Source organism: Ruegeria sp. YTSC004, from assembly GCF_059609805.1.
Window position 1 is genome coordinate 211,416 of record NZ_JBXWMJ010000002.1, and the last position, 13,648, is coordinate 225,063.

Annotated in this window: 15 protein-coding genes; all 15 read right to left on the minus strand. The window is 56.5% G+C overall.

Annotated elements, in window-relative coordinates:
• Positions 1 to 2 precede the first annotated feature (2 nt).
• Positions 3 to 788 carry an acyl-ACP--UDP-N-acetylglucosamine O-acyltransferase gene (lpxA, locus tag AC2FFP_RS04740; RefSeq protein ID WP_496776783.1) on the minus strand — a complete coding sequence of 262 codons (786 nt, stop codon included), beginning with the start codon at positions 786 to 788 and terminating at the stop codon, positions 3 to 5.
• On the minus strand, positions 785 to 1,258 hold the full coding sequence (fabZ, locus tag AC2FFP_RS04745; RefSeq protein ID WP_496843880.1) for a 3-hydroxyacyl-ACP dehydratase FabZ: 474 nt from the start codon (positions 1,256 to 1,258) through the stop codon (positions 785 to 787). The genes lpxA and fabZ overlap by 4 nt, the downstream gene beginning before the upstream one ends.
• A gap of 72 nt (positions 1,259 to 1,330) precedes the next feature.
• Complete coding sequence (locus AC2FFP_RS04750) at positions 1,331 to 1,915, minus strand: OmpH/Skp family outer membrane protein (RefSeq protein ID WP_496880772.1); 585 nt, start codon at positions 1,913 to 1,915, stop codon at positions 1,331 to 1,333.
• Between the two features lie 7 nt (positions 1,916 to 1,922).
• Positions 1,923 to 4,283, minus strand: a complete 2,361-nt coding sequence (gene bamA, locus AC2FFP_RS04755; protein WP_496765001.1) for an outer membrane protein assembly factor BamA — start codon at positions 4,281 to 4,283, stop codon at positions 1,923 to 1,925.
• 123 nt (positions 4,284 to 4,406) lie between these two features.
• The gene (locus AC2FFP_RS04760; RefSeq protein ID WP_282151161.1) at positions 4,407 to 4,535 is read right to left on the minus strand and encodes a hypothetical protein; all 129 of its coding nucleotides are present in this window, start codon (positions 4,533 to 4,535) and stop codon (positions 4,407 to 4,409) included.
• A gap of 90 nt (positions 4,536 to 4,625) precedes the next feature.
• The gene (rseP, locus tag AC2FFP_RS04765; RefSeq protein WP_496843882.1) at positions 4,626 to 5,978 is read right to left on the minus strand and encodes an RIP metalloprotease RseP; all 1,353 of its coding nucleotides are present in this window, start codon (positions 5,976 to 5,978) and stop codon (positions 4,626 to 4,628) included.
• A 4-nt stretch (positions 5,979 to 5,982) separates the two neighbouring features.
• The gene (dxr, locus tag AC2FFP_RS04770) at positions 5,983 to 7,155 is read right to left on the minus strand and encodes a 1-deoxy-D-xylulose-5-phosphate reductoisomerase (RefSeq protein WP_496765008.1); all 1,173 of its coding nucleotides are present in this window, start codon (positions 7,153 to 7,155) and stop codon (positions 5,983 to 5,985) included.
• Positions 7,155 to 7,937, minus strand: a complete 783-nt coding sequence (locus AC2FFP_RS04775; RefSeq protein WP_496765012.1) for a phosphatidate cytidylyltransferase — start codon at positions 7,935 to 7,937, stop codon at positions 7,155 to 7,157. Before AC2FFP_RS04775 ends, dxr begins: the two co-directional genes overlap by 1 nt.
• The gene (gene uppS / locus AC2FFP_RS04780; RefSeq protein WP_496722744.1) at positions 7,934 to 8,665 is read right to left on the minus strand and encodes a polyprenyl diphosphate synthase; all 732 of its coding nucleotides are present in this window, start codon (positions 8,663 to 8,665) and stop codon (positions 7,934 to 7,936) included. Before uppS ends, AC2FFP_RS04775 begins: the two co-directional genes overlap by 4 nt.
• 8 nt (positions 8,666 to 8,673) lie before the next feature.
• On the minus strand, positions 8,674 to 9,237 hold the full coding sequence (gene frr / locus AC2FFP_RS04785) for a ribosome recycling factor (protein WP_496722742.1): 564 nt from the start codon (positions 9,235 to 9,237) through the stop codon (positions 8,674 to 8,676).
• 185 nt (positions 9,238 to 9,422) lie between these two features.
• Positions 9,423 to 10,418, minus strand: a complete 996-nt coding sequence (gene acuI / locus AC2FFP_RS04790; protein WP_496765015.1) for an acryloyl-CoA reductase — start codon at positions 10,416 to 10,418, stop codon at positions 9,423 to 9,425.
• A 59-nt stretch (positions 10,419 to 10,477) separates the two neighbouring features.
• Entirely contained in the window at positions 10,478 to 11,581 is a 1,104-nt protein-coding gene (locus AC2FFP_RS04795; protein WP_496843883.1) for a dimethylsulfoniopropionate demethylase, read from the minus strand.
• Positions 11,582 to 12,088: a DinB family protein gene (locus AC2FFP_RS04800; protein ID WP_496843884.1), complete on the minus strand. Its 507-nt coding sequence runs from the start codon at positions 12,086 to 12,088 to the stop codon at positions 11,582 to 11,584.
• Positions 12,088 to 12,792 carry a DUF1326 domain-containing protein gene (locus tag AC2FFP_RS04805; protein WP_058271563.1) on the minus strand — a complete coding sequence of 235 codons (705 nt, stop codon included), beginning with the start codon at positions 12,790 to 12,792 and terminating at the stop codon, positions 12,088 to 12,090. The genes AC2FFP_RS04800 and AC2FFP_RS04805 overlap by 1 nt, the downstream gene beginning before the upstream one ends.
• A gap of 4 nt (positions 12,793 to 12,796) precedes the next feature.
• Positions 12,797 to 13,588, minus strand: a complete 792-nt coding sequence (locus AC2FFP_RS04810) for a DUF2182 domain-containing protein (protein ID WP_496880773.1) — start codon at positions 13,586 to 13,588, stop codon at positions 12,797 to 12,799.
• Positions 13,589 to 13,648 lie beyond the last annotated feature (60 nt).

Genomic DNA, 13,648 nt, shown 5'->3' on the forward strand with positions numbered 1-13,648 from the left:
GTTTATTTCCCCGGTGTCAGGAAAGACCGATCCGAATGTCCGGTCACGAAATCGACGATCCGCTGAACGTATTCGCTTTCGTTATCCGCGCCGACCCGATGCGCGCGCTCCATGAACGTGCCATCGCCAGTAGACAGTTCGCGGAAGGCCGCCCGCAAAGCGGCAATATCGTCGCGTGAGACACCGCGGCGTTTGAGGCCGACGAGGTTCAGGCCGTCAAGTTCGCCACGCGGCGCCTGAACCAGGCCATATGGGATCACGTCATTCGGAACCATGGTCAACGCGCCGATAATCGCGCCGCGCCCAACGCGGACCCACTGGTGCAATCCAGAGATACCACCGACAATCACGTCGTCCTCAATGATGCAATGACCCGCTGCGCCGGCGTGGTTGACCATGATGACACGATTTCCGATTTGAACATCGTGGGCAACGTGTACGCCTGCCATCAGCAGACAATCATCGCCGATCCGCGTTACACCGCCGCCGCCATCGGTCCCGGTGTTTACGGTGACGTGTTCGCGGATACGGTTACGTTTACCGATCTCAAGGCTCGTGTTTTCACCGCCGAACTTCAGATCCTGCGGGATCTCTCCGATGACCGAAAAGTTGAAGATCACGGTCTCTTCACCAACCGAAGTATCGCCGGTCACGACAACATGCGACTTCAGCTCAACCCGATCGGCCAACTTGACTTGGGGACCCACATAGCAAAACGGACCTACGACGCAGCCTTCACCAATCTGCGCGCCGTCTTCGATGATTGCGCTTGGATGGATGCCGCTCATGTGGTCTTTTCCATATCCCAGTCGACATAGGCCGAAAACTCGGCCTCGGCCGCGACCTCGCCATCGACTGTGGCGCGACCGGCAAATTTGAAGATCTTGCCGCCCTTTTTGCCGCGGACCGTTTCGACATGCATTTCAAGCACGTCACCCGGGATCACTTTGCGACGGAATTTGCATTTGTCGATGTTCATGAAATAGATCAACAGCTCACTGTCGATCACATCCATGCCCACGCCCAGCATGACGCCTGCGGTTTGTGCCATCGCCTCGACAATGGTCACGCCCGGCATGATCGGGGTTCCCGGAAAATGCCCTTGGAAATGGGGCTCGTTCATGGTGACGTTTTTGATGCCAACCGCCGATTGAAAGCCCGAGATATCGACGACCTTGTCGACCAGCAGAAACGGATAGCGGTGGGGCAATATCCGCTGGATCAGCTGAATGTCTGCGCTTTTGGTTTCCGTGGTCATAGTGCAGTCGTCCCGTTGTGGATTTCTCTTTGACGCGTGGTTAGCAACACCGCGCCTCAAGGGCAAGCAAACCTATTCTTTGCTTTCGTCTTCAAGTTGGCTGCCATCGCCAATCTGTTCATTGATCCGCGCAATCACCGTGTCCGTCACATCGGTTCGGTCCGAGCTGAGAAAGACATTGGAACGTTCGATAACGACCGACGCCCCGGATTCGCGCAACAGCTCGATCAGGATCGGTTGCACAAGAACCAGAAAGGTCTGCCGCGCTTCTTCGCTTCGGCGCGCTAGGGCGTCCAGTTTGGCGCGCTGACTTTCGCGATGTGTCTGAACCTTGTTGTCGAACGCCTCGGCCAGCGGGCGAAACTCTTCAGTTGGCAGTTCTGCGCGCTTTTCGGTCAGGTCTTTTTCTTCCCTACTCAGTTCAGCGACAATTCGTTCATTCTCGTCGGCCAGCAATGCGCCTTCACTTTCGATCTTGCGCATGACGCGCCGACCGAATTGCGACTCGGAAAACAACCGGTCGCTGGACAGGGTCAGAACATTCGCCTGAGGAACGCCCAATTGCTGCGCTTGAGCGGTCGACACGCAGGCCAGCGCCAGAAAAACGCACAGGGCCCGAAATGGGCCCTGTGCAATTAATTTTATCAAGTTCAGCATCTGGCGATCAGAACCGCGCCTGAACGGTCAGGTCAAAGTTCTGTTCCTTGTCGAAGTCTTCTTTCTTCAAAGCTTTCGAGAAGTTGAACCGCAGGGGCCCAAAAGGCGTTTCCCACAGAACCGACACACCGATCACGTGGCGAACAGACCCGTCCGCGCCCACGATGTCGGCACCGGCAGTGTTCACGTTGTTGATGTTGTAGACGTTACCAACATCGTAGAACACACCGCCGCGCAGACCAAGTTCTTCGGGCAGGCCAAGAGGGAAGTCTGATTCAAAGCGGGCAACCCAGTAATAGTTACCACCGATCGCATCGTCCTGACCGTTCGACAGGTCACGCGGACCCAGACCCGCGGGTTCAAAGCCACGGAACGTGTTCGGACCAATCAAGAAGCGGTCGATCACGCGGCTGAAGTCGTCGCCCTGCCAATGCAGGGCACCTACTTCCATCGATGCCCGCAGAACAACTTCCTCGTTCAGGACACGTGTCTGCGCGATGCCGCGCGCTGTGGTCTTGTAGAACTCGTTGTCGCCGCCAAGACCGGCTGCATCAACGCCTACCTCAAACAAAACGCCCGCATTCGGGTTCAAACCACCGCGACGGCTATCATAGAGGTAGGATACGCCCAGCGTGCTGGATGTCCGCTTGCCCTGCTCGATTTCCGAAGCGATAACAGCACCGTTCACTTCATCGTCCTGCTGCGTCATCTCGCTGCGGTTCCATCCATAGCGGAGACGGAGCGAAGACAATTCGCTGATTGCGTAGCTCAGCTGCGGCTCGAAGAAGACGCGCTTGGTATCGTAGCTTGCAAAACTCGAATTCGTCGATGCCAGACCAAGACCGAGATCGAACTGCAACCGGCGACCCAGCAAATATGGTTCGGTGAAGTTAATGATGTATTGCTCGGAATCCTGCGCCGTCGAAAGGGTCAACCCAAGGTTTTGACCGCGACCCAGGAAGTTGGATTCGTTCAGGCCAATTGCAATCCCGAAACCGTCTGAAATCGAGTAGCTACCACCAAGGCTTAACGAGCCGGTGGGCTGTTCTTCGACGTCCACATCCACAATCACCTGGCTGGGCGTGGAGCCTTCGCGCGGCTCAACATCTGCCACGGCAAAGAATCCAAGGGCACGGATACGTTCGGCACTCTGGCGGATTTCACGCGGGTTGAACGGATCACCTTCGACCGTATCGAACTGACGGCGGATCACGCGGTCAAGTGTCGTTGTGTTGCCTTCGATGTCGATACGTTCAACAAAGATCCGCGGACCTCTGGTCAGAACAAACTGAACATCCAGCGTCAGATCACGTGGATTGCGCGTGACCCGCGGTTCGACCCGCAGGAAATCAACACCCTGTTTCAAACCCAACCGTTCCTGGCGGGCGATCGAGCTTTCGATCAGCGACGGGGAATAGGTCACACCTGGACGGATTTTTAACGCTGCTTGATATGCGGCAGGGTCCACCCCGGGAATTTCACTGACGGTCGAAATCTTACCGAACGAAAATTTTTGCCCTTCGGTGATGTTCATCACCAGAAAGAAGGCGTCACGTTCGCGGGTAAATTCGACGTTTGCGCTGTTCACACGGAAATCGACGTATCCGCGCGACAGATAAAAGTCGCGGATGACCTGTTTATCAAATTCGATTCGGTCAGCGATAAACGTGTCGCCGCGCAGGAACGTGCGCAGAATGTTGGCTTGCTTAGTCTCAAGAACTCGGCGCAAGCGGCGATCCGAATATGCCCGGTTGCCGACAAAGCTAACACGCTCGACCTCGATCGTGGTGCCCTCGGCAATTTCAAAGACAAGATCGACGCGGTTGTCGCTGCGGCGAATGATGCGCGGGATGACGGTCGCGGAAACGCGGCCCTGCGCGGAATAGATTTCGGCGATCTGATCCGCGTCGGCTTCAGCAAGCTGTGGAGTGAAAACCCGGCGGGGCTGAGAATTGATCGCCTCAAGCAGAACATCGTCCTTTACGCGACGATTGCCTTCGATGCTGATCTGGTTGATCGTCGGATATTCCTCGACCTCGATCACCAGAGTGCTTCCACGCGGCGTCAGTTCAACTGTCTCAAAAACACCACTGTCAAGCAAACGCTGAAACGCATCGTTTAACTGTCCGGCGGTCACTGTCTGGCCGGGTTGGATTCCAGTCCGGGCAATGATTGTCGAACTTTCGATCCGCCTGTTACCCTCAACATCGAACGAATTGATAGTGTAGCTTTGCGCGCGCGCAACCTCCGGCAGGAAGGTAAAGCTTGCTACAAAAACAAAAGAAAAAATACGTAGCGTCTGCCACAAAATATTGTTTGCTGGCTTCTGCCCCCCGCAGGATGTGCCTGCGCCTCGCCTATCAGTCATTTTTTTCTACCCGAATTTTAGGACTTTATTGTTGAGTAGCGAGATTAGGTTTCCTTGTCAAAAGACGAAAACACAAAGCGGCCCAGTGGGCCGCTGCTAATCATGTTCAATTTTTGGTAAGAATCACATGTTGGCCAAGAAAGTCCAGCCGCCGATGGCGAGCGCAGTCGCACCGAAAAACAGCAAAAAGTCCCAGTTCAACATGAACAGGAAGCTAAAGCTTTGATACGATTTTCGAAGTGCCTTGGTCATTTGAGTATCTGCCACATAAAATTGAGACGCGATAAAATTATCTGCGGATTGAGGCGAAATTGCGGCTTTTGTTGGCGCGTAAGGCCATAATCAGCAAAACAGATCGTTGGTCAGTGCGAAGATCATCAAGCCGAGGATCAAGGAGACCCCTACCCCCATCAAAATCTTCAGCGCGCCATCGCTTGGCGGTTTGCCAGTTACAGCTTCATAGGCATAAAACACCAGATGACCGCCGTCCAAGGCCGGGATCGGAAACAGATTCAGCAAACCGACTGCTGTAGACAGCACAGCAATAAAGAAGATGAAGCTTTGCGCACCCTGGCTGGCCATCGCCCCCGAAGTTTCGGCAATACCAATCGGGCCGGTCATGTTGCAGGTGCTGATGGCACCGGTAATCATGTGCCAGATACCTGACAGTGAGCCGTCTATGACACGCAGAGTTTGACGTGCGCCGCCCGAAATGGATTCGAGAACACCAGCCGATTCAGTCGCAGGTTCCAGCATCATGCCGCCAACGATACCAATGCGCCAATGCGTGACAAAGCCGCCTTCTGCCTGTGGTTCATCGGTGCGGCGCGGGGCAAGGGCGAATTCAAGATCGGCCCCGTCGCGCCAGACATTCAAGAGCAGAACTTTCCCGTCGGACCCTTCGACATGCTCTTTCAACTGATCGAAAGCATAAATTGGGTCTCCGTTGACCGAAGTGATGACATCACCGCGCTGAAGGTCGATATCCATGGCCGCACTGCGCGGGCTAACCTGCTGGATCAGTGGCGGAAACAGCCAGGGGCCCGTCACATCCATGGTCTGATCATCGCGGATGACCGTATAATCCAGAACAGGTTCCACCGGCAGCGCGTCAACAAAGTCTGTCCATGCGCCCTCCTCGTCGAAATCGGGCACCGCAACGCCGCCAATGGCGACGATTTCGTCACCGTCCTGCAATTGCTGAACAGTGCCGGGCAAAGGGTGCAAGGTCCCAACTGTCAGTGGATCTTTGGTCACGCCCTGGGTCAGGAAAATCAAACCAAACACCAGGATCGACATGATGAAATTGAAAACCGGACCTGCGGCAACCGTGGCCGACCGGGCCCAAAGAGGTGCCCCATGCATGGTGCGACGCAGATCCTCCGGGCTTTGCTCGGAAATTTCCTCCATCGCCGTTTCGTCTTTGCCCGACGCCGCGTTCGCGTCGCCCAGAAATTTGACATACCCACCAAAAGGCAGCGCGGCGATCTGCCACCGCGTGCCGCGCTTGTCGATGCGGCTCCAAAGAACCGGGCCAAACCCGACCGAGAACACCTCGGCATGAATACCGGACCAGCGTCCAACAATGTAGTGGCCGTACTCGTGCACCGCCACGATCACCGAAAGTGCGATGACAAAGGCAATGATCGTATACAGCAAATTGCCGAACTGAGGGATCAGAGAAAGTACGTCCAAAATTCTATCCTGCTCGTTGGATGACGATGTCATCGACCCATGTACGTGCCAAATGGTCCGTTTGCAGCACGTTATCAAGGGTTAAAGGGGCATCAATAAGGTCGCCTGCGGCCTCAAACCTGTCCAGAACGGTCTCGACTATGTCGGCCATCTGAAGGAAACCGATTTCACGCGCAATGAACCGATCCAACGCCCGTTCTTTGGCGGCGTTGAATACAGCACCTGACAGGCCACCGCGTTCCATCACGGCGCGTGCCAAGCGCAGCGCGGGATACCGCGCCTCATCAGGTTCATTGAACCTAAGCTGCTTCAGTTTTCCAAGATCCAGTCGTTCGACCGGCAAGTCCTTCCGATCGGGCCAGTGCAAAGCGTACCCGATGGCATGGCGCATATCTGGGGCGCCCATATGGGCCATGACAGCGCCGTCCTGGAACCCGACCAGAGCGTGAACGATGGATTCCGGGTGCACCAGCACTTCGATCTGATCCGGAGACACGCCGAAGAATTCTTTGGTTTCAATCAGCTCCAGCGCTTTGTTGAACATAGACGCGCTGTCGATTGTGATCCGCTGCCCCATATCCCAGTTCGGATGGCTCGAGGCTTGCTCAACCGTCGCATGTGCCAGTTTGCTCAGTGGCCAGTCACGGAACGCGCCGCCACTTGCTGTGATGATGATACGCTCGACCGCGGCCATATCCTCGCCGACAAGCGCCTGAAAAACGGCCGAGTGTTCGCTGTCGACCGGCAAAAGCCGCGCATTGTTCGCCTTGGCAGTCTCAAGAACCAACGCACCGGCGCAGACAAGCGTTTCCTTATTGGCCAACGCCAGCGTGCCGCCCTGCCTGAGCACTTCAAGACCAGGCTCTAAACCGGCTGCACCGACAATGGCCGACATAACCCAATCGGCAGGCCGCGCTGCAGCTTCTGTCAGCGCATTTTGACCGGCAGCCACTTCGACGCCCGAACCCGCAAGGGCCGCGCGCAGATCATCCAGCCGATTTTCATAGGCCGTAACCGCCACATCTGCGTTCAAACGCCGGGCATCTTCCGCCATTTTTTCGATATTCGCCCCACCCGTCAGAGCGACGACGTCATAGGACGCGGGGTCGCGATCAATCAGATCAATCGTGTTCTGTCCAATTGATCCGGTCGCGCCGAAGATTGAGATTTTGCGCATCACATCGCTCCGGGGGAATAGAGAATCCCGGCTATCAAAACGAACAAGGCCGCACCCATCATGCCGTCAAAGCGATCCAGAAACCCGCCATGCCCTGGGATCAAGTTCGAGCTGTCTTTGACCCCAAACTTGCGCTTTGTCGCGCTTTCGACAATGTCCCCAGCCTGACTGGCCATCGACGCAAGTACCGAAATCACCACAAACATGACGCCAAAACCGGCATTCACGGCAAAGATCATGCCAACCACAGCTGCTGCAGCCCACCCGCCTGCAGTGCCCGACCATGTTTTCTTTGGGCTGACCTTTGGCCAGAATTTAGGGCCGCCAAAGGTTTTGCCAACAAAGTATCCCGCAACATCCGTTGCCACGACCACCGAGATCAGCCAGACCATCCAGCCGAACCCCATGTTCTCGCGGATTGAGATGAAGCCCAGACCCGACGCAGCGATCCAGAGAGCAAAGAGTGCGTAGATACCCTTGGATCGACTGATTTGCCCTGCCCCGACCAATGCCGGTGCAAGCAGGAATGGCAACGTATAAAGCGGCGGAAGATGATAGCTGAGCACGACCGCAACACCGGTGAGAATGCCCAACTGGATCGCGATACCATTGCGGTCCGGATCGATCATCCGCACCAGTTCCCAGGTCATCAAGCCGCAGGCGATTGCAATAAAGGCTTCGAACCACAGCCCGCCCAGCCACACTTCGACTGAACCGATGCACACAAGCACCGCGGCAGACAGAACACGGGCGGTTAGGTCAGACCATCGGCCCTCACTCATGCCGGAACCGCTCCGAACCGCCGGTCACGGCTTCCAAAGTTTCGGCACAGCCGTTCCAATTCGGCCGAGGTGAAGTCGGGCCATAGCGTGTCGATGAATTCGTATTCCGAATAGGCGGATTGCCACAAAAGAAAGTTGGATATACGGGCTTCGCCACTGGTTCGGATCACCAAATCCGGGTCGGGAAGAACATGCGTATCCAAATACTTGGGCAGAGTTTCCTCATCCACGTCATCGGGTCGCAGGCGGCCTTCGGCCACGTCACGCGCCAGCCGTTTGGTCGCCCGGGCAACCTCATCCCGCCCGCCGTAATTCAACGCAATGGTCAAGTGCACCAGATCGTTGTGCTGGGTTGCTACCTCCAAAGTGTCCATCAGTTCGGTCAGCTTGGAATCCAGACGAACCCGATCGCCGATAAAGCGCACGCGCACACCGGCTTTGGTCAGGTTGCGAGCTTCCTTGATGATGTACCGTCGAAACAGGCTCATCAATCCGGCGACTTCAACCTGGGTCCGTTTCCAGTTTTCAGTCGAAAAAGCAAATACTGTCAGATACTTGATACCCAACCCCGGACAGGCCTCGACTACTTCCCTTACCCGCCGGGCACCGGCCTGATGCCCAAACAGCCTGGGCCGGTTGCGCGCCTGAGCCCAACGACCGTTGCCATCCATGATGATGGCGACGTGGCGTGGTCCGGTAGCGGGTGAGGGTTGCGACGTGTCAGGCATTTCGTGGATCAGACCTGCATGATCTCTGCCTGCTTGGTTTCAAGCGCGGCATCTACGTTCTTGATCATCTGGTCGGTCAGGTCCTGGACTTCGCTTTCCCAGAACTTCTGATCGTCTTCTGACATGCCGTCAGCTTTGGCTTTCTTGATCTGATCCATGCCATCGCGACGGACGTTACGGATCGAAACACGGGCGTGCTCGGCATATTGCCCGGCAACCTTACCCAGCTCGCGGCGGCGTTCTTCGTTCAATTCGGGGATTGGCAGCATGATGATTGTGCCGTTCAGCTGGGGGTTGATACCCAGACCGCTTTCGCGGATGGCTTTCTCGACCTTGCCGACAAGGCCTTTGTCCCAAACATTCACCGTCACCATGCGTGGCTCGGGGACGTTTACGGTGCCGACCTGATTGATCGGGGTCATCGACCCATAAGCGTCAACCATGACCGGTTCCAACATCGAGGCCGACGCGCGGCCCGTTCGCAACGAGGCGAACTCGGTTCTCAGGTTGCCCATCGCGCCTTCCATGCGGCGCTTCAGATCGTCGGTGTCCAGTTCAAAATCGTCAGACATGCTGCTCACTCCCCGTCTTCAGGTGCTGTTTGCATGGCTCATAGTCCATCGCAATTGGGATGTATAGCAATGATGATCTGGAATTGAGCCAATGACCAGAGGTGTTTCTGGCATTTTCAGGTTCTTTCAATGGCAACTGAACCGGCCAACATTGATGTCAGCCGGTTCGACCATGTGCATAGGAATCAGGCGTTTACATCGACAACAACACGGCCTTTGACCTGCCCTTTTAGGATATCCGTACCCAATTGAGGCAGATCGCCCAGGGTTGCGGGATGAACCATTGCCTCAAGCTTGTCCATCGGCAGGTCGGTTGCGACGCGTTGCCATGCGCGAACCCGGTTGTCATAGGGCTGCATCACACTATCGATGCCCAGCAGGCTGACACCGCGCAACAGGAACGGAATGACGCTGGCAGGCAGCCCTGCCCCTCCGGCCAGACCAACGGCTGCGACTGAGGCACCGTATTTCATCTGACCCAGCACACGGGCCAACATCTCGCCACCCACCGCGTCAATGCACCCGGCCCAGGACTCGCTTTCCAACGGGCGTTTCACGGTTTCATTGAGATCTTCTCGTGGGACAATCGTGGTGGCGCCCAATGATTTCAGGTAGTCACCCGCCTCTGGCCGGCCGGTCACGGCAGCCACCTCATAGCCCAAATTGGCCAGAATGGCAGTCGCAACCGAACCAACACCGCCAGCGGCCCCGGTAACTAGCACCGGACCATGTCCCGGCTGCATGCCTTGATCCTCAAGCGCCATAACCGCCAACATCGCTGTGAAACCGGCAGTGCCCACTGCCATGGCCTGACGTGTGTCCAGACCTTCCGGCAAGGGAACCAGCCAATCCGCCAGGGCGTTGGCTTTCTGGGAATACCCACCCCAATGCGCTTCACCTACGCGCCAGCCAGTCAGAACGACCTTGTCGCCCGGCTTATAGCGATCGTCCGAGGACGCCTCGACCGTGCCGCTGTAGTCAACGCCGGGCACGTGCGGATAGCTGCGTACCAGCCCGCCGCCCTTCGGCGACATGCAAAGGCCGTCTTTGTAGTTTACGGTTGAATACTCAACAGCGATTGTCACTTCGCCATGGGGCAGATCCCCATCGGAAAGCTTTTTGACCGAAGCGCTTGCCAGTCCGCTGTCTTCGTCCTTATCCATTACCAAAGCATTGAACATTTCAACTTTCCTTTCGTTTTCAATCAGTCATCAGCCTTTGCTGATCTGAGATATGCCGTTCAAATCCAGAATTTGTCTCGTACGACTGCGCCGCGCATCCCGTCCGGAGTTTCTACTTCGATCCGTGTGCCGGGCTCCCAATGGCTCAGTTTGACCATTCCTATGGAGACGTTTGTGTTGAAATCAGGGGACCATGCGGCCGACGTGATCTGACCAATCCTCTTGCCGCCCGCAACAATCGGCCAAGGGCGATCGCATGGTGGCACGGCGTCACCGTCGATTGCGATTGGACGGATTTGCTGAACCGGACCCTCCTTAGCCACGCGCAGCAGCGCGTCTCGGCCAATACACCCGATCGCCGTATGCGTGTTGCAGAACTTGCCCAGTCCGCATTCATGCGGCGTGTTGTCGTCGGTCATATCGTTGCCGTATGACAATAACCCACCCTCAATCCGTTCGATCAGATTTGGACAGCCCGCACGGACTTGCAGGTCTTCGCCCGCCGCAAACAGCGCATTCCACAAGGGCATACCGATGTCCGAACCCTCGACATAGATTTCGAAACCACCTTGTTTGGAATAACCAGACCGTGCGATTGCGAGTTCACACCCCTCGAACTCGAACTTGTCGAACTTAAAAAAGCGAATGTCACGCACCCGGTCGCCAAAAACACGGGCCAGCAGGTCATTCGCCTTCGGCCCCTGTATTGCCAGCGGAGACACATCGGGTTCGTCGACCAGCACATCCAGGCGGTATCCGTTGGCAATGCCCTTGACCCAAAGCAGCAAGTCACTGTCGGCAATCGAAATCCACCACCGATCTTCCGAGAGCTTCACCGCCACAGGATCATTCAGCATTCCGCCTGTTTCATCGACAATGGGAACGTAAAAGCACTGGCCGGGCAACATCCTCCGCAGGTCCCGTGGCGTCAGCATTTGCATCAGCCGCGCGGCATCCGGCCCACGCAGTTCGACCTGCCGTTCGCAGGAAACATCCCAAACCTGCACATGGGTTTTCAGATGCCGGTAGTCCGCTTCGACGGATTCAAAAACAGTGGGCAATAACATACGATTATAAACCGTATATCCCTTAACTCCGGCAGCTTCGACACCATCAGAAAAAGGTGTTCGGCGCAGGCGACGCGAGAGTGAGATCTGAGCCACTTAAGCCTCCTCAGGCAGAAAAACCAGATCGCTCACCGGTGCAGCAGAACCTGTTTCGGTCAGCATTTGATGCAGTTGGCCCCGGTGATGTGTTTGGTGGTTGAAGAAATGAATGACGCATTGCGCATACGGTTTCGTGACATCGGCTTCTTTGGCGGCCGAGAACCATTTGAACGGGCCGCGCAGGTCCTCGTCATTCAAGGACGCGGCCCATTGGGTAGTCCGCTGGTCAATCTGATCGCGCAGAGGCAACCATTCTGCCAGATCGATGCACAGTGACGGGCTTTCCGGGATGCCGCCGCCGGGACCCTGCCCTTTGTCAAACCGCGACATCCATATCCAGTCACCCCAAAGCAAATGATTTGCCGTGCCCAGGACCGAACCAAAAAACGCTCCGCGCTCGCGGGTCAGTTCCTCATTCGAAAGTGCGGTAAGAAACCCCTTCAACTGGCTGTTTTGCCAGTGATTATATCGGGCCATCTCTTGCGCATAGGCGGCGGTGATCATCACTTTGGCCCGTGCCAGTCGATTGGGCAGATTTCGGCGGATTTGCCGCCAAAGTCCCAAACACGACCGTAATCGCGGACCTTGGACTTGGTGCCACGAGCCACAATGATGTCCGGACCCATCCAGTATTTCGAGTTTGACACCATGACCGGGTGTTCCGGATCTTTGCCGCCCAGCATCTCAATTTCACCCTGTATCTTGCGGCCGATCGCGATGCGGCGCTTGGTGCCGTCGCGCTCAATCTGAACCGGCGCGCGCTCGGCCCCGATAATCTCGCTGACCAGCATGGTAAACAAACCGGTGGTCCCGCCTGCCTGACCGCTGAAGATTTGCAACAGCCCGTTGTAGGCCTTGCCGCTGGCACGCTCATCGACATAAGCGGCCACTTTCCACTGGCCCTCGCCCATGCGGCCCGGAATATCGACCAGCAACCCGACGTTCAGACCGGACAGGTCTTCGCCCTCATAGTGGCCCTCGTCAACGATAATACCCATCCACGCGTGGCAATGCCCCTCGGTCGGAGGGTGCGCGCCCAATGAAACCACGCAGGGGCAGAACACATCGCACGAGCAGTTCAGGATCAATTCGCCTTTGATTGCCCAATCTGTCGGACTCATCTCACGCCGCTTGGGATTGGGCATACGGCTATCAATGCGCTGACTGATCGGCAGCTTGTCGGCCTCGGGTTTTCTGTTCTTAGCCATAGGCTTATCCTCCGTAGCTTATTGGATAGACGAGCAGAACAAGACCGCCCGCAATCAATGCAAATCCCATCGGTCGGGTCACTGCGTGCCCGATCTGGGGTAGTTTCTCAAAAACCATGAACAGGGTCGCGAGACCCATCCACAACAGGCTCATGACACCGCCAACAAACCCAAGCGCCATGAAGCCCCAGCAGCAGCCCACACAGAATGCGCCCAGTCCCAGCCCCATGCGCAATCCGCCGGTGAACCCGGTTTTCCAGTGCCCCAGGAAATAGGTCATGGGGGCATGGCAGACGCCGTGGCAGACCTCTTTCGCGCGGGTGAACTGAAATGCGCCGACGGCGATCATCAAGCCGCCCGCGAAATATCCGGATTTGCCAATGCCCAGCATGTCAACGACCCCACCAAACAACAGCGCCAACTGAACACCGGTGATCAAAGCTGCAAAGCCAACCCAGACGACCAGATACCCGGACAGAACACCCAACCAACCTGCGCGCGAGCCATTGGCGCTGCGGATCAGATCGTCATAGCTGCGCAACGTCGGCACGAGCGTCGGCAGCATCATCGCCGCCATCATGATAGCCCACATCCAGAACAGCGGGCCAAACTCGGCCATGGGCATATACATGTCCATGCGCGGGTCCATGGCCGCCATGGCCTGACCCATTGGGCCAGGGCGACCGATCCAATCCAGATCCATGTCGCGGCTCATGGTGAACATGAACCACCACGCGGACAGGATCAGGGCATAAAACCCCAGCCAAAATGCGGTGCGTAGAACTGTGCGACTCACGCGCTCCTCCCGACTCAGTCCTTGCTTTTCAAATGTCAGACTTTTAAATGTCAGACAAAT